This window comes from Streptomyces olivaceoviridis (genome assembly GCF_014650115.1).
Taxonomy (GTDB): domain Bacteria; phylum Actinomycetota; class Actinomycetes; order Streptomycetales; family Streptomycetaceae; genus Streptomyces; species Streptomyces olivaceoviridis.
The window spans coordinates 363,802-379,358 of the sequence record NZ_BMUI01000006.1 but is presented as its reverse complement, the minus strand read 5'-3'; the positions used below and the strand labels follow the sequence as shown (position 1 = coordinate 379,358).

At 73.5% G+C, this 15,557-nt stretch carries 12 protein-coding genes; 6 read left to right on the top strand and 6 right to left on the bottom strand.

The window, feature by feature from the left end:
• Window positions 1-3: 3 nt before the first annotated feature.
• Together IE273_RS15015 and IE273_RS15010 are read right to left on the bottom strand one after the other, a co-directional pair.
• Entirely contained in the window at window positions 4-2,088 is a 2,085-nt protein-coding gene (locus tag IE273_RS15015; protein ID WP_189815660.1) for a YhgE/Pip domain-containing protein, read from the bottom strand.
• A complete protein-coding gene (locus IE273_RS15010; RefSeq protein WP_373309345.1) occupies window positions 2,060-2,953 on the bottom strand; it encodes an ATP-binding cassette domain-containing protein in 894 nt (297 codons plus the stop codon). Before IE273_RS15010 ends, IE273_RS15015 begins: the two co-directional genes overlap by 29 nt.
• 168 nt (window positions 2,954-3,121) lie before the next feature.
• Here IE273_RS15010 and IE273_RS15005 point away from each other — a divergent pair, with 168 nt between their 5' ends.
• From IE273_RS15005 to IE273_RS14995, 3 genes are all read left to right on the top strand, one after another.
• Window positions 3,122-3,724, top strand: a complete 603-nt coding sequence (locus tag IE273_RS15005) for an SAV_6107 family HEPN domain-containing protein (protein WP_189815659.1) — start codon at window positions 3,122-3,124, stop codon at window positions 3,722-3,724.
• 120 nt (window positions 3,725-3,844) lie between these two features.
• On the top strand, window positions 3,845-4,672 hold the full coding sequence (locus tag IE273_RS15000) for a class I SAM-dependent methyltransferase (RefSeq protein ID WP_189815658.1): 828 nt from the start codon (window positions 3,845-3,847) through the stop codon (window positions 4,670-4,672).
• Between the two features lie 315 nt (window positions 4,673-4,987).
• Window positions 4,988-5,371 carry an SCO2097 family morphological protein gene (locus IE273_RS14995; protein ID WP_189815657.1) on the top strand — a complete coding sequence of 128 codons (384 nt, stop codon included), beginning with the start codon at window positions 4,988-4,990 and terminating at the stop codon, window positions 5,369-5,371.
• A gap of 312 nt (window positions 5,372-5,683) precedes the next feature.
• On the opposite strand, the gene IE273_RS14990 is transcribed toward IE273_RS14995, so the two are convergent.
• The 4 genes from IE273_RS14990 to IE273_RS14975 all read right to left on the bottom strand — a co-directional run bounded on the left by IE273_RS14990 (window position 5,684) and on the right by IE273_RS14975 (window position 11,262).
• Entirely contained in the window at window positions 5,684-8,062 is a 2,379-nt protein-coding gene (locus IE273_RS14990; RefSeq protein WP_189815656.1) for a transglutaminase TgpA family protein, read from the bottom strand.
• The gene (locus IE273_RS14985; RefSeq protein WP_189815655.1) at window positions 8,059-9,420 is read right to left on the bottom strand and encodes a DUF58 domain-containing protein; all 1,362 of its coding nucleotides are present in this window, start codon (window positions 9,418-9,420) and stop codon (window positions 8,059-8,061) included. Before IE273_RS14985 ends, IE273_RS14990 begins: the two co-directional genes overlap by 4 nt.
• Entirely contained in the window at window positions 9,420-10,466 is a 1,047-nt protein-coding gene (locus IE273_RS14980) for an AAA family ATPase (RefSeq protein ID WP_189815654.1), read from the bottom strand. Before IE273_RS14980 ends, IE273_RS14985 begins: the two co-directional genes overlap by 1 nt.
• A gap of 247 nt (window positions 10,467-10,713) precedes the next feature.
• Window positions 10,714-11,262: a beta-class carbonic anhydrase gene (locus tag IE273_RS14975; RefSeq protein WP_189815653.1), complete on the bottom strand. Its 549-nt coding sequence runs from the start codon at window positions 11,260-11,262 to the stop codon at window positions 10,714-10,716.
• Window positions 11,263-11,681: 419 nt separating this feature from the next.
• Between IE273_RS14975 and rsmH the strand changes: the two genes are divergently transcribed.
• The 3 genes from rsmH (at window position 11,682) to IE273_RS14960 (ending at window position 15,526) form a co-directional block, all read left to right on the top strand.
• Window positions 11,682-12,638, top strand: coding sequence for a 16S rRNA (cytosine(1402)-N(4))-methyltransferase RsmH (gene rsmH, locus IE273_RS14970; protein ID WP_189815652.1), 957 nt, complete (start codon window positions 11,682-11,684; stop codon window positions 12,636-12,638).
• Window positions 12,639-12,705: 67 nt separating this feature from the next.
• Window positions 12,706-13,251 (top strand): cell division protein FtsL, encoded by a 546-nt coding sequence (gene ftsL / locus IE273_RS14965; RefSeq protein WP_189815651.1) that lies wholly within the window; start codon window positions 12,706-12,708, stop codon window positions 13,249-13,251.
• A gap of 310 nt (window positions 13,252-13,561) precedes the next feature.
• The gene (locus IE273_RS14960; RefSeq protein ID WP_308437036.1) at window positions 13,562-15,526 is read left to right on the top strand and encodes a peptidoglycan D,D-transpeptidase FtsI family protein; all 1,965 of its coding nucleotides are present in this window, start codon (window positions 13,562-13,564) and stop codon (window positions 15,524-15,526) included.
• The last annotated feature ends 31 nt before the right edge of the window (window positions 15,527-15,557 follow it).

Genomic DNA, 15,557 nt, shown 5'->3' with positions numbered 1-15,557 from the left:
GGATCACAGGCTCAGCTCCGGGTGCAGCCGTGCCGGCGTCCACACCTGGCGGCGGCGGGCCGCGAGGGCGGTCAGCGCGAGGGCGCCGGCGGTGAACGCGGTGAGCACACCGCACGCCAGCCACACCGGGCCGAGCCCGCCGCCCGTGATCAGCCGGCGCAGCGCCTCCACGATGTAGCTCATCGGCAGGAACGGGTGGATCGCGTTGAAGAAGCCCGGGCTGGTCTGGACGGGGTAGGTGCCGCCCGCCGAGGTCAGCTGGAGCATCAGCAGCGCGAGCACGAGGATCCGGCCGGCCGCGCCGAAGTGGGCGTTCAGCCACTGCACGATCGCCGCGAAGCAGGCCGTGACCAGGAACAGGAAGCCGATCGTGCCGGCCGCCCGCAGCATCTCCAGGCCGACCGCCCAGTGCAGCACGGCCATCAGGGCGGCCACCTGGAGCACGCCCACCGCGACCACCGGGAGCCAGCCGGCGAACGCGATCCGCCAGGCGGAGGCACCGGCCGCCAGGGCCCGCCGGTTGAGCGGCGGGATCAGCATGTAGGCCACCATCGCGCCGACCCACAGCGACAGCGGGATGAAGTAGGGGGCGAAACCGGTGCCGTAGTTCGGCGCCTTGTGCAGGTCGTGGGAGGCGAGCTGGACCGGGTCGGCCATCACGCCGGTGCGCCGGTCGCGGTCCTGCTTGTCGTAGTCCGGGATCTTCTTCGCCCCCGAGTGCAGTCCGCCGGCGAGCTTGCCGGAGCCGTCGGACAGCTTGTACAGGCCGCCGCTGAGGGTCTCGGCGCCCGACTTCGCCGTGCCGATGCCCTTGTCCAGGGCGACCGCGCCGGTGTGGGCGGTGCCCAGTCCGGTGTGCAGCTTCTCGGCACTGGCGGCGACCTGGTGCGCGCCGGTGTTCAGCTTGTCGATCTTCTTGACGGCGTCCTCGACGTCCTCGGACAGGTGCGGTGCGCGCTCGGCGAGGGCGTCGGCCTGCTTCTGGAGCGTGCCCAGGTTGTCCCGCATCGTCTTCAGGTCGCCGTCCTGGTCGGCGATCAGCGTGTTGAGGTCGTCGGCGACGGTGGCCACCTCGGCGGCGGCCGTCCTGGCCCGCTTCAGCTCGGGGCAGGCCGGGTCGGGGAGCGTCGCGCTCGCGCAGCGCGCCTGGTAGATCTCGTCCAGGACGGCGGAGGAGGCGTGCGCGGTCTTCGCGGCGCCCGGCGCGAGCTTCACCAGCACGTCCAGGTTGTCCTTGACCGCCTTGGCCGAGTCGGAGACCAGCCGGGCGGTGTCCCCGATGGTCTTCTCGTTGTCCTTCAGGAACGGGCCCGCCTGGGCGTAGACGCCGTCGACCTTGTCGGCGAGCGCCTGGGTGCCGTCGGCGACCTGCCGCGAGCCCTCCTGGAGGTCGCCCGAGCCGGTGTCGAGCTTCTTCAGGCCCTTGGCCAGCTTGCCGCTGCCGCCCTTGGCCTCCTTCAGTCCGTCCGCGAGGTCCTTGGAGCCCTTCTCCGCCTTTCCGATCCCGCTGTTCAGCTTGTCGGCGCCCTGCGCGGCCGTGACGGTCTTGTCGTGGATGTCGGAGAAGGACACGAAGATCTTGTCCAGGAAGCTCCGGGAGGCCTTGGTGGACGCGGCCGAGCGCACCTCGTTGAAGACCGTGCGGGAGATCTGGCCGACGATGTAGTTGTTCGCGTCGTTGGTGCGCACCTGGAGGGCGCCGGTCTCCGGGGAGTCGCCGGAACTGGACGCGATCCGGCTGCTGAAGCCGGCCGGCATGGTCAGCGACAGGTAGTAGGTGCCGTCCTCGACGCCCGCGCGGGCCTCCTCGTCGCTCACCTCGTGCCACTCGAAGGTCCGGCTGTCGCGCAGCCCGTCGACGATGTCGTCACCGGCGGTGATCTTCCTGCCGCCCGCCGTGGTGCCCTTGTCGTCGTTCACCAGGGCCACCGGGATGCGGTCCAGACGGCCGTACGGGTCCCAGAACGACCACAGGTACAGGGCGCCGTAGAGCAGCGGCAGCACGAGCAGCGCGACGAGGGCGGCCCGGGGGAGCTTCCCGCGCCCGAAGCGCCTCAGCTCAAGCGCGGCCAGCCTCGGTGAGCGCATCACCGGCGTCCTCCTTCTTCGGCGCGGAGTTCCTCGGCCCGGAGTCCTTCGGCCCGGAGTTCCTCGGCCCGGCGTTCCTCGGCTCGGAGTCCCTCGGCTCGGTCTTCTTCGGCCCGGTCGGGACGTTGACGCAGTCCTCGGGAGCGGTGCGGCACACGGCCACGACCGTCGTGCCCGCGCGCGTGAGCGACCGCAACAGGTCCCAGACCTCGGCGCGTTCGGCGTCCGAGAGCTTCATGTCGATGTCGTCCACCCCGAGCAGCCGGGGCCGGCCGAGCAGGGCCAGCGCGAGCGACAGGCGCAGCTCCTGCGGCCGTTCGAGGTCGCGTACGGCCGTGCGCGAGCCCTTCGGGAGCGTCTCCAGGTCGAGTCCGGCGGCGGCCAGGGCCGCGTCGACCCGCAGCCGCGCCTCGTACGCGCGCTGGGCGCGGGGGTGCAGCAGTTGGCGCAGGGAGTCGCCGAACCTGCGCTGCAACAGGGCCCGTTCGCGCAGGTGCTCCCCGACGGTGAGGGCCGGCTCCAGGTCGGTCACGCCGGTCACGTTCGCCACCGCGCTGACACGGCGCAGGGCCGCCATCTGGCGGGGGAGTTCGAACCCGGCGACGGTGGCCACTCCTTCGGTGGGCTTCATCCGTCCCGTGAGTGCGAGCAGCAGACACGTGCGGCCGGAGCCGGAGGGTCCCTCGATCGCGATCAGCGAGCCGGGCTCCGCGTCCAGGGCGACGCCGCGGAAGGCCCACCCCCGTGGCCCTTGGATCCCGAGCGCCTCGGCCCTGATGCCGGCGCCGGCCGGGCCGTCCGCGTCGACGGTTCCGCCCGTGCCGACGGCTCCGGCCGCGCCGGCCGTTCCGTGTGCGTCGTCCACAAGCCCCCCTGACGGCGTAGGCCGCAATTGCACTGACTGGTCAGTGCAAAAATACGCCCGAATCTACGATCGACGCAAAAGCGCAGGTCAGAACGGATTGTCAGTGGCATACCGCACGATGGGCACATACGGCATTCGTGCCGTCACCCAGACGACAGGAGGTTCGTCATGGCCCACTCGTCCGCAGCCGCCGCACGCCGGCGCCGCGCCACCGGCCCTGCCCCCTCACTGACCGGCCCGGCGAGCGACGTGCACCCCGTGCTCCGCCGGGCCACGGCCCCGCCCGCCGCCCTCGACCTGCTCGCCCAGGCCCGTGCCGGACTGGAGGAGGCCACCGTCCTGGACACGCCGAACGAACGCTACGCGACGGCCCACCTCGCCGCCCTGCGCACCGCCGCCGCCGTGCTGGCCGCCCGGGGCCGGCCCGAGACCTCCCCGCGCCGCCGGGCCCGGATCCGCAGCGCCTGGGAGGTGCTGCCCGAGATCGCCCCGGAGCTGACCGAGTGGAGCGCGCTGTTCGCCTCCGGTGCCGCCCGTCGCGCCCGTGCCGAGGCGGGCATCCAGGGAGCGGCCGGGCAGCGGGACGCCGACGACCTGATACGCGACGTGGAGATGTTCCTCCGCATCGTGGAGCGGATGCTGGTCCTCCAGCCGGTCCTGCCCCAGCCCCGCCAGGACCCCGCCGGCGACACCGCCGGCGGCACCGGCACCGGCGGGGACGGTCCGAGGAGGGGGGCCGGTCCGGGAGGTGATCTGCCGGACGCGGGCTGACCGCGGGGCGCCCCGCCGGGGAGGCGTACGGGGGCGGCGCCGTCGCGGTGACCAGGCACGGCGTGGAGGCAATAGGGTGGACATCGCCTGAAGTCCCGCCCCGCCGAGGAGTCAACTGCCGTGTCGGACCCGATGCGCCCGCCCGTCTCCCACCACCACCCCCAGGCGACGTCGCCGCGCTCCGACCCCTCCCGTCCTCGCGCCTCTCTCCGTACGGCTGTGGTCTGGGAGGTCCTCCAGGACGCCCTGGACCGCCGGGTCAAGGGCACGGGCCGGGAAGCGCTGGACGTCCTGGACACCGGGGGCGGCAGCGGCAGGTTCGCCGTGCCCCTCGCCCGCCTCGGCCACCGCGTCACCGTGGTCGACCCCAGCCCCAACGCGCTGTTCGCGCTGGAGCGTCGCGCCGCCGAGGCCGGTGTCGCCGACCGGGTCAAGGGCGTCCAGGGCGACGTGCACGGTCTGTTCGACGTGGTCGAGCGCGGCGGCTACGACGCCGTTCTGTGCCACGGCGTCCTGGAGTACGTGGACGACCCGGCCGAGGGCATCCGCAACGCGGTCGCCGCGCTGCGCCCCGAGGGCGTCCTCAGCCTGCTCGCGGCCGGCCTCGGCGGTGCCGTGCTCGCCCGCGCCCTGGCCGGGCACTTCACCGAGGCCCGGCAGGCGCTCCAGGACCCCGACGGCCGCTGGGGCACCGGCGACCCCGTGCCCCGTCGCTTCACCGCCGAGCAGCTCACCGCGCTGGTCGAGGGCGCCGGTCTGCGGGTCGGCGCGGTGCACGGTGTGCGCGTCTTCGCCGACCTGGTGCCCGGGGTCCTGGTGGACACCGAGCCCGGTGCCCTGGACGCGCTGTTGAAGCTGGAGGCCGCGGCGGCCGAGCTGCCCGCGTTCCACTCCGTCGCCACCCAGCTCCATGTGCTCGGTGAGACCACCGGCGCCCGAGAGGTCTGAGATCACAACCGGCACGGAAGCGCATCACCGGGACCGGGGCGCACAGGCGGGACGAGCCGCTGATCAGCGCCTCGGGCGCGGATGGAGTACGCCACAAGCCCCCCGATCGAGGGGTTTGCGCCGTATGATCGAGGTACACCGTCCGGCATGACGGGTCGGCCGCCGGGGAATGGAAGCCTCAGCGAGTCGGACGGCCATGACGGGCTCCGGTTGGCCAATTGGCGTAGAGGGGCGGGTTTCACGGGGGCGATTCCCTGCCTATCCTGAAGGGACCCCCCGGGTCGCCCCCGGCGACTGCACGATGAGGAGGACTCCGTGCCGCTCTCTGAGCACGAGCAGCGAATGCTTGAGCAGATGGAGCGAGCGCTGTACGCCGAAGACCCCAAGTTCGCGTCGGCGCTTGAGGGAAACGGGCTGCGGACGTACACCCGGCGGCGGGTCTACCAGGCGGTCGCAGGCTTCCTCGCGGGTATCGCGCTCCTCATGGCCGGAATGGTCGCGCAGCTGATCTGGGTCAGCGTGGTGGGTTTCCTCGTCATGCTGGGCTGTGCCGTGCTCGCCGTCACCGGCTGGCGCAAGGCACCGAAGCCGGGTGAGCACCCCCAGGGCACCCCGCGCCGCCAGGCGCGGCCGAAGCGCTCCATGATGGACCGGATCGAGCAGCGCTGGCAGCGCCGCCGGGACGAACAGGGTCACTGACCGCGCCGCGCCTCCCACGGCGCCGGACACGCAGACATACGTGAGGGGCGGCCACCAGCCGGTGGCCGCCCCTCACACGTGCTCAGCCCTGCCTCACGGTGGCTCAGTCGCGCTGAGACGCGTATCTCGGGTAGCGGCGCGCTGCCACCGAGCCACGCCGCCCGCGCCGCGTGCGGTCAGCCGCGCTGGGAGCGCCGCCACCGTGTGCGTTCAGTCCCGCGCCGCCCACGCTGACCGCACATGCCGCCCACGGCTGACCGCACACGCCGCCCGCGTCGTCCAGGCCGCCCGGACGGCCCGCGCCGTCCGCGCTCAGCCCCGCTGCCCGGACGGTCGGCGCAGCGTCGGGCGGGCCGCCGCGACCCGGGTGCGCAGGGCCGACCAGCGGGCCGACACCGCCCACAGCACCCGCACCGAGGAGCGGGGCAGGAACCGCGCCCGCAGCCGCGTCCCGGTGCTCACCGTGGCCCGCAGCCCCTCGATCACCCGGCGCACGTCCTGCGCCGTCCCCGCCGCCGGGCGCGGGGCGGGCGCGTACAGCACCTGCTCCACCGCGTCCGCCACCCGGTGCACGGCGGCCCCGCTCGCCGGATCGAGATGGCCGAGCCGGACGATCCGGTCGGCGGCCTTGCGCGCGGTCAGCGACTCGTCCGGCGCGATGCCGTGGTCCCAGGCGCTGTCGGTCAGCTCCTGCCACGCCGCCAGGGTGTGCGCCGCCGAGCCCCCCGCCGTCCGGGCGTGCCCGCCCAGCCGGCGCCCGCGCAGCCGCTCCCGCCACAGCAGCGGCGACAGCGGAACCGCCAGGACCAGCAGCGCGCCCAGCCCGATCAGCGGCCACCACCAGCCGGCACCGCCGTCCTCGTGGTGCGGGACGGCCGCCGCGGACGGGCTGCCGCAGGCCTGGAGCCTGCGCAGCTCACCGGCGCAGCTCTCGCTCGGCGAGGCCGCCGCCGAGGGCGCCGAGGACGCGCCCTTGGACGGCAGCGCCTCCTCCGGCAGCGAGCTGCCGGGCGTGTCCGACTGGGTGTACGACGGCGTGGTGCCCCGGGTCGGGGTCGGCTCGAAGCGGGTCCAGCCCACGCCCTCGAAGTACAGCTCGGGCCACGCGTGCGCGTCCTTCTGGTTCACCGCGACCGTGCCGTCGGCCTGCGGGGTGCCGGGCGCGAAGCCCACCGCGACCCGGGCCGGGATGCCGAGGGTGCGGGCCATCGCGGCCATCGCGAAGGAGAAGTGGACGCAGAACCCCTGCTTCTTCTTCAGAAAGTTCGCTATGGCGCCGGGACCGCGGCCCACCTCCACCGAGGTGTCGTACTGGAAGCCCCCGTTGACCGCGAACCAGTCCTGGAGCCTGACGGCTTCCTCGTAGTGACTGCTCGCGCCCGCCGTGATCTCCCGCGCGGTGCGGGCCACCACCTTGGGCACCGAGGACGGCACCTTGGTGTACTCGCGCCTCAGGGCGGCCGGCGGCTGCGGCGCGGCGGCGAGCTGCTCCGCCGTCGGCCGCACGTCCAGGCTGGTCACCTGATACGTCCCGCCGCGCGTGGTCTGGCCGCGGTCGCCGACGAGGGTCATCCCGACGGGCTCGTACCGCCACCGGCCGCTGACCCTCACCTTGCTCGGCGGGTAGGGCATCGGCAGCCAGTCCTGCGCGTACCAGTCCGCCGCCGTGACGGTCGTCGTCACCTTGCCGCGCTCGATGTCCGAGCCCAGGCCGATGGGTGTGGGGAGCTTGTCCGGCACGCCGACGATGTGCCGCCGCGCCGGCTTCCAGGTGGTGCCGTCGAAGTCGTCCAGGGAGACGATCCGCAGGTACAGGTCGGAGATGTCGTTCGAGTCCGTCCGCAGCGTCAGCACCTGGCGGTCGTCGTTCGTGTTCAGGTTGTCGCGCAGGGACACCAGCGGGTTGACCGCCGAGATCGTGCCCCCGTTGCCGCCCCCCGCTCCCACGCCGGTGCCCGCGGCGTCCAGCAGGCCGCCGTTGATCGTGGGCAGGGCGAGCGGCACCACCAGGGCCACGCCGAGCGCGACCGCGCCGATCCGGCGCCCGGTGCGCACCGGCGCCACGGCGCCCTCCGGGCCGCCCGGGGTGCGCGGCGCGCCGCCGAAGACCCGGCCCCACTGGGCGAGCCGGTCCCGGCCCTCCGCGAGCAGCAGCATCAGATAGCCGGCCGCCGCCACCAGGAACCACAGCCAGCCCGCGCCGCCGCCGGACAGGCCCGCGGCCACCGAGTACAGCGCGAGCAGCGGCAGACCGGCCGGGGCCGCGCTGCGGAAGGTCACCGCGAGCGTGTCCACCAGCAGGCCGATCAGCAGCGCGCCACCGATCAGCATCAGCTTGATGCCGTCGGTGACCGGTGCCGGTGTCGCGTACCGGCTGACGTCGTCCGTGCCCTGCTGGAGCAGGTCGGCGAAGTACCGGAAGGTGTCCGGGCCGGGGATCAGCCCGATGAGCGCGTGCCCCCGGGCGAACACCAGGGTCAGCAGCATCAGGGTGACCAGCGCCTGTGCCGCCACCGTCAGCGTCCGGCCCAGCGGCACCCGCCGGGCCGCCGCACCCACCCCGGTCTGGATGGCCACCAGCGGGACCAGTTGCAGCAGCCAGGTCGGCTCGGTGACCAGCGGCAGCAGCGCGCAGGAGGCCATCAGGGTGGCCGCCGCCGCGCACAGTGCCAGTCGTGCCCGCCCGCTCATCCCCGCGCCTCCCCGGTCACGGCGGTCAGCCCGGAGCGCTCCCGGTCCGCCTGCCGCCACAGTTCGTCCGGCGAGGCCCCGCGCGGCACGCTCAGCGCCGTCCAGCCCGCCTCGCGCAGCATCCGCAGCCGCTCCGCGTGCCGGTCGCCCGGGCGGGGGACGTCGGTCGCCTCCCGGGTCCAGGTGTCGGGGTCCAGCACGAAGGCGACGGCGCCGCCGCTGCGCCGGCTCATCTTGGCGACCGTCGTGGCCTGCTCCTCGTCCAGGTCGCCGAGGAAGGCGATCAGCAGCCCCTCGTTGCCGCCGCGCAGCACGTCGTACGCCCGGGACAGCCCGGTGCCGTCGGAGTGGTCGATCACCGCCAGGGTGTCCATCATCAGCCCGGCGGCGTCCGCGGTCTCCTGGCCGGTGCCCGCGAAGCCGTCGGCGCCCTCGCCGGGCACCGCGCTGCCGCTGTCGGTCAGCAGCCGTACCGAGAAACCGCGCTCCAGCATGTGCACCAGCACGGAGGCGGCACCGGAGACGGCCCACTCGAAGGCCGAGTCCGGGCCCGCGCCCTCGTACGCGCCGCCGCGGGTGTCCAGGAGCACGGTGCACCGGGAGCGCCGGGGCTGCTCCTCGCGGCGCACCATCAGCTCGCCGTAGCGGGCGGTGGAGCGCCAGTGCACCCGGCGCAGGTCGTCGCCGTAGCGGTAGCCGCGCGGGATGACGTCGTCCTCGCCGGCGAGGGCCAGCGAGCGCTGCCGTCCGTCGCCGTAGCCCTTGGCCTCGCCGCCGAAGCGGACCGGGGAGAGCGGCTCCACGCGCGGGATGACCGTCAGGGTGTCGTGCGTCGAGAAGGAGCGGGTCAGCTCGCACATGCCGAAGGGGTCGGCGAGCCTCAGCTGGAGGGGGCCGAGCGGATAGCGGCCCCGCAGGTCGGAGCGGACCCGGTAGGACACCTCGCGGCGACCGCCCGGCTCGACCCGGTCCAGCAAGAAGCGGGGCCGGGGCCCGAGGACGTACGGCACCCGGTCCTGGAGCATCAGCAGGCCGGTGGGCAGCCGGGAGACGTTGTCCATGCGCAGGTGCACCCGCGCCTCGCTGCCGGCGGGGACGCGCGCGGGGGCGAGGCGGCGGCTCGCGGCCACCCGGTAGCGCGTGCGGTACAGCACGGCCGCGCAGATCAGGGGCAGCACGGCGAGCAGCAGGCCGACCCGCAGCAGCTCGTTCAGGCCCAGCACGAACGAGCAGATCGCGGCGGCGATCCCGGCCGCGAGGAAGGAGCGGCCCCGGGTGGTGAGCCCCGCCAGGGCCGTACGGACGCCGCCCGCCTCCCCGCGGTCGGCCTCCGCCGGCCCGGCCCCCCAGGAACTCATCACAGACTCCGCGGGGGCTGCTGGGGATAGGCCGGGACGGTACGGCCCAGACCGCCGAAGCCGTTGTGCGGGACCGGGGCCTGGGCGGTGGGCACCGGGGTGTGCTGGAGGATCTCCAGCACCACCTGCTCGGCCGTGCGGCGGTTCAGCTGGGCCTGCGCGGTGGGCAGCAGACGGTGGGCGAGGACGGCGGCGGCGAGCGCCTGGACGTCGTCCGGCAGTGCGTACTCCCGGCCGGCGAGGGCCGCGGACGCCTTGGCCGCGCGCAGCAGGTGCAGCGTCGCGCGCGGGGAGGCACCGAGTCTGAGGTCGGGGTGGGTACGGGTGGCGGCGACGAGTTCGACCGCGTAGCGCCGGACCGGCTCGGCGACGTGCACCCCGCGCACCGCCTCGATCAGCTTCACGATCTCGTGCGCGTGCGCCACCGGCTGGAGGTCCTCCAGCGGGCTGACCCCGCCGTGGACGTCGAGCATCTGGAGCTCGGCCTCCACGCTCGGGTAGCCGACGGAGACGCGGGCCATGAAGCGGTCGCGCTGGGCCTCGGGCAGCGGGTAGGTGCCCTCCATCTCGACCGGGTTCTGGGTGGCCACCACCATGAAGGGGCTGGGCAGTTCGTACGTCTGCCCGTCGATGGTGACCTGTCGCTCCTCCATCGACTCCAGCAGCGCGGACTGGGTCTTGGGCGAGGCGCGGTTGATCTCGTCGCCGATCACGATCTGCGCGAAGATGGCGCCCGGCTTGAACTCGAAGTCGCGGCGCTGCTGGTCCCAGATGGACACGCCCGTGATGTCCGAGGGCAGCAGGTCCGGTGTGAACTGGATGCGCCGCACCGAGCAGTCGATGGACCGCGCCAGCGCCTTGGCGAGCATGGTCTTGCCCACCCCGGGGACGTCCTCGATCAGCAGGTGGCCCTCCGCGAGCAGCACGGTCAGCGCGAGTCGTACGACCTCGGGCTTGCCCTCGATCACGCCCTCCACCGAACCGCGCACCCGCTCCACCGTGGCGGTCAGCTCATTGGGGTTCGCTCGATCGTCATAGGTCGTCACCCGGCCCTCCTCGGCCCGTTCTTTCCGGGCCGACGCTCTCGTGCGAAACCGGCCCACCCCGAAACACGGACACCACGCGGGAAAAGTTCCGCGTGACGTCACACCCCCGCATTCTTGCTGCCGTTACCGATTCGTGTCACTCGCCTGTGGACAACTGCCCGCACGATGCCGGTCTTACGACTTTTCGACCGCATTTTCGATACGGGACGGCGGGATGCGTACCGGGGCGGTGGCTCTGCACCCCGGATCAGGCCGGGTCGACCTCGCGCAGCAGACCGGTGCGCACGTCGAAGACGAAGCCGCGGACGTCGTCGGTGTGCAGCAGGAACGGCGAGGTGCGCACCCGCTGCATGGACTGGCGCACGTCCTGGTCCACGTCGCGGAAGGACTCCACCGCCCAGGACGGCCGCTGCCCGATCTCCATCTCCAGCTCGGTGCGGAAGTCCTCGGTGAGGGCCTCCAGGCCGCAGCCGGTGTGGTGGATGAGCACGATGCTGCGGGTGCCGAGCTTGCGCTGGCTGATGGTCAGCGACCGGATGACGTCGTCGGTGACCACACCGCCCGCGTTGCGGATCGTGTGGCAGTCGCCGAGCTGGAGGCCGAGGGCCTTGTGCAGGTCCAGGCGGGCGTCCATGCACGCGACGACGGCGACGTGGAGAACGGGGCTGGCGTCCATACCGGGGTCCGTGAACGCCTCGGCGTACCGCTGGTTGGCCTCCACGAGGCGGTCGGTCACGGTGTCGCCGGCTGTTATGGCGCCTTCGGATCCAGTGGGTACTGCTGCGGAAGTCGTCATACTGACGACGTTACTGGTCACACGAGGTTCCGGCGTGCTGTGAGAGGGGGCGAGAATCGTCATCGTGGCGTGTTGTGAGCTAACCCACACGGAGGGCATACCCGACCGGACGGATGAATCCGTTCGAATGACCGCCCCGGTCCGCGCGCGGTGCGCGACGCGCAGGCCGGTTGATTGACCGCGAGACAGGGTGGACTAAAGTGGCGCGAAGCGGGAGGCGTGGCTCTTCCTGCTGGTGAAACCCCCGGAGACCCCGGCATGCGCCCGGACCGTCTCCCCACGCGCGCGGCGCGTACGTACGGCTCGGCCTCCTCCCGCTCCCGGTCGGCTGACGCTTCCGGCGCCGGCAGGCCGCCCCTTCACGAGCTGGCGGGGACCCGCGGCGGTGCGTATCCTGCGCCGGATCCTGAGAGGCCCCCTTGAGCCAGAGTCGACACGTCCCGGTGATGCTCCAGCGGTGCCTGGATCTGCTGGCGCCCGCCCTGGAGCGGCCGGGCGCGGTGGTCGTCGACTGCACCCTCGGCCTCGGCGGGCACAGCGAGGCGCTGCTCGGCCGGTTCACCGAGGCGCGGCTGATCGGCCTCGACCGGGACAAGGAGGCGCTGCGGCTGTCCGGTGAGCGGCTGGCTCCCTACGCGGACCGCGCCACCCTCGTGCACGCCGTGTACGACGAGCTGCCCGAGGTGCTGGACCGGCTCGGCATCGCGCGCGTGCAGGGCGTGCTGTTCGACCTCGGCGTCTCCTCCATGCAGCTGGACGAGGCCGGCCGCGGCTTCGCCTACGCGCAGGACGCGCCCCTGGACATGCGCATGGACCAGACGACCGGGATCAGCGCCGCCGAGGTCCTCAACACCTACCCGGCCGGCGAACTCGTGCGGATCCTGCGTGCGTACGGCGAGGAGAAGCAGGCCAAGCGGATCGTCGCCGCGATCGTCCGGGAGCGCGAGAAGGAGCCGTTCGGCAACAGCGCGCGGCTCGTGGAACTCATCCGGGACGCGCTGCCGCAGGCCGCCAAGCGCACGGGCGGCAATCCGGCCAAGCGGACCTTCCAGGCCCTGCGCATCGAGGTCAACGGCGAACTGTCGGTCCTGGAGCGGGCGATCCCGGCCGCCGTGAAGGCCCTGGACGTCGGCGGGCGCGTCGCCGTGCTGTCGTACCACTCGCTCGAGGACCGGCTCGTCAAGCAGGTGTTCGCGGCCGGGGCCGCCACCACCGCGCCGCCCGGGCTGCCCGTCGTGCCCGAGCGGTACCAGCCGCGGCTCAAGCTGCTCACCCGTGGTGCCGAACTTCCCACCGAGGAAGAGATCGCCGAGAACCGCCGGGCCGCACCGGCCAGACTGCGGGGTGCCGAGCGCATCCGGGAGGACGTCGAGTGAGCGAGACGGGTCGGAAGGGTTCCCCCGCGCACCGGGGGAGCGGTGTCCCGCACGCACCGGGGGAGCAGTGAGCAGGAAACCCGAGCTGAAGGGGAGGGCCGCCCGGCTGGCCCGGCTCTTCCCGGCCGGTCGCGCCCAGGCGGCCCGCACCCCGTTCGTCCTGCTCGTCGTCCTGCTCCTCGGCGGCGGCCTCATCGGGCTGCTGGTGCTGAACTCCGCGCTCAGCGAAGGGTCGTTCGAACTCGCCGACCTGGAGAAGCGGACGAAGAACCTCACCGACCAGGAGCAGGCCCTCCAGCGGGACATCGACGCCTACTCGTCCCCGGACGCCTTGCAGCGCCGCGCCCGCGAACTCGGCATGGTCCCCGGCGGCGACCCGGCCTTCCTCGGCCCCGACGGCACCGTCAAGGGCGTCCCCGGCGTCGCCGCCCCCGAGCCCGCCGCCCTCATGGCCCCGGCCGGCCCCGGCCCCCTCACCCCGGCCGGCGCCCCCCTCTCCACGGCCCCGCCCGTCGCCCCGGCCCCCACCGCGCCGCCCCAGCCCCCGGGCGACCCGGCAGCCGCGCAGCCCGCCACCCTCCAGCCCATCCCCACCCCGACCCCCGGCAGGTGACGGAAGTGTCCGACAGGGAACCGCCGCGCCGCCGCGTGCCCGGGCCCGCGTACTCCGGCCCGCCGGCGCCGGGCGGACACCGCTCCCCGCGCCGGCCTCCGTGTGCCACCCGGCGCCGGCCGGCCCGGAACGCGTCGCGCTCCGCCGCCGGCGGCTTGTACGGGTGCCAGGCGCGGCCGGTCCCGCGCGCGCGGCGGCCATGCCAGGTCGTCCGGCGGCGACCGGCCCGGACGTCGGCCCCGGCAGGTGCGATGACGCCGTTCGCGATCCCCCAGCCCACCCCCACCCCGACCCCCGGCAGGTGACGGAAGTGTCCGACAGGGAATCGCCGCGCCGCCGCGTGCCCGGGCCCGCCAAGCCTCCCCGGCCGCGGGGTGCCGTCCGGCGGCAGCCCGGGCCCGGTGCCCGGCCGGTCCGCCGCTCCGGCGGGACCCGGCCCCCGGTGTCGCGCCCCCTCCGGCTGGGCAGCCCCCGGCCCCGGCTGCGCCTGGTCAGCCTCGCCCTGACCCTGGTGCTGCTCGCCTTCGTGGTGCGGCTGCTCCAGGTCCAGGCCGTCGACGCGAGCTCCTACACGGCGCGGGCCGAGCAGAACCGGTACGTGGTGCACACGCTGGCCGCCGAGCGCGGCGAGATCACCGACCGCAACGGCGTCGCCCTCGCCGTCAGCGAGGACGCGTACGACATCACGGCCGACCCGACGATGTTCGGCCGCGCGCAGCTGAAGATCTCCGACGGACCGGAGAAGGCCGCCGCGCTGCTCGCCCCGATCCTCGGCCAGGACCAGGCCACGCTCGTGAAGAAACTGCGCCCCGCGAACAAGAACTCCCGCTACACCCGGCTCGCCGCCCGGCAGACCCCGCAGGTCTGGAAGCAGATCAAGGACCTGAAGACCGCGCTCACCGCCAAGTCGGAGACGGACCACACCACCGTCAACGTGCTGGCCGGTGTCTTCGCGGACCCCAGCAGCCAGCGCGTGTATCCCAACGGCGACCTGGCCGCCGGGATACTGGGCTGGGTCAACGCCGACGGCCAGGGCGGCGGCGGCATCGAGCAGGAACTGGACAAGCAGCTGTCCGGGAAGGACGGCAAGGTCCGCTACGCCCAGGCCGGCGGGCGCCAGGTGCCGACGGCCGGGTCCACGGAGACCCCCGCCGTGCCCGGTTCCGACGTCGAGCTGACCATCGACCGCGACATCCAGTGGGCCGCGCAGGACGCGATCAGCGAGCAGGTGAGGAAGTCCAAGGCGGACCGGGGCTACGTCATCGTCCAGGACACCCGCACCGGCCAGATCCTCGCCATGGCCAACTCGCCCGGCTTCGACCCCAACGACCTGTCGAAGGCCGACGGCGACGCCATGGGCAACGCGGCCGTCCAGGACGCCTACGAGCCCGGCTCCACGGCGAAGGTGATGTCGATGGCGGCCGTGCTGGAGCGGAACGTCGCGACCCCGCTCACCCATGTCGTCGTACCCAACCGGCTGCACCGCGGCGACCGGCTCTTCCAGGACGACATCGACCACGCCACCTGGAACCTGACCCTCAACGGCGTGCTCGCCAAGTCCAGCAACATCGGCACCATCCTGGCCACCGGCGAACTCGGCAAGACCCAGCCCGAGGCCAACAAGGTCCTCTACTCCTACCTGCGCAAGTTCGGCATCGGCAGCCCCACCGGCCTCGGCTTCCCCGGCGAGACCGCCGGCATCCTCGCGCCGCCGCAGAAGTGGTCCACCTCTCAGCAGTACACGATCCCTTTCGGCCAGGGCTTCTCCATCAACGCGATGCAGGCCGCCTCCGTGTACTCGACCATCGCCAACGGCGGTGTCCGCGTCCAGCCGACCCTGGTGCGCGGCACCAAGGGCGCCGACGGCAGCTTCGCCCCCGCGCCGAAGCCCGAGCAGACACGGGTCGTCAGCGAGAAGACCGCCAAGAGCCTCGCGCAGATGCTGGAGTCCGTCGTCGACGACGGACAGGGCACCGGCATCAAGGCCCGCATCCCCGGGTACCGGGTCGCGGGCAAGACCGGCACGGCCAACCGCGTGGATCCGGTCACCGGCCGCTACCGCGGCTACACGTCGTCCTTCGCCGGCTTCGCCCCCGCCGACAACCCGCGGATCACCGTCTACTGCGCCATCCAGAACGCCACCTCGGGCAGCTACTTCGGCGGCCAGATCTGCGCCCCCATCTACAAGCAGGTGATGGAGTTCGCCCTGAAGACCCTCCAGGTCCCGCCGACCGGCGCGAAGGCCGCCAACCTGCCCGTCGACTACAAGCCCTGATCAGCACCTCGGAAACACCAGGAACCAGCTC

Coding starts and splice junctions, on each gene's coding strand:
- IE273_RS15015 (WP_189815660.1), bottom strand. CDS start 2,088: ATGCGCTCACCGAGGCTGGCCGCGCTTGAGCTGAGGCGCTTCGGGCGC.
- IE273_RS15005 (WP_189815659.1), top strand. CDS start 3,122: ATGGCCCACTCGTCCGCAGCCGCCGCACGCCGGCGCCGCGCCACCGGC.
- IE273_RS14990 (WP_189815656.1), bottom strand. CDS start 8,062: ATGAGCGGGCGGGCACGACTGGCACTGTGCGCGGCGGCGGCCACCCTG.
- IE273_RS14985 (WP_189815655.1), bottom strand. CDS start 9,420: ATGAGTTCCTGGGGGGCCGGGCCGGCGGAGGCCGACCGCGGGGAGGCG.
- IE273_RS14975 (WP_189815653.1), bottom strand. CDS start 11,262: ATGACGACTTCCGCAGCAGTACCCACTGGATCCGAAGGCGCCATAACA.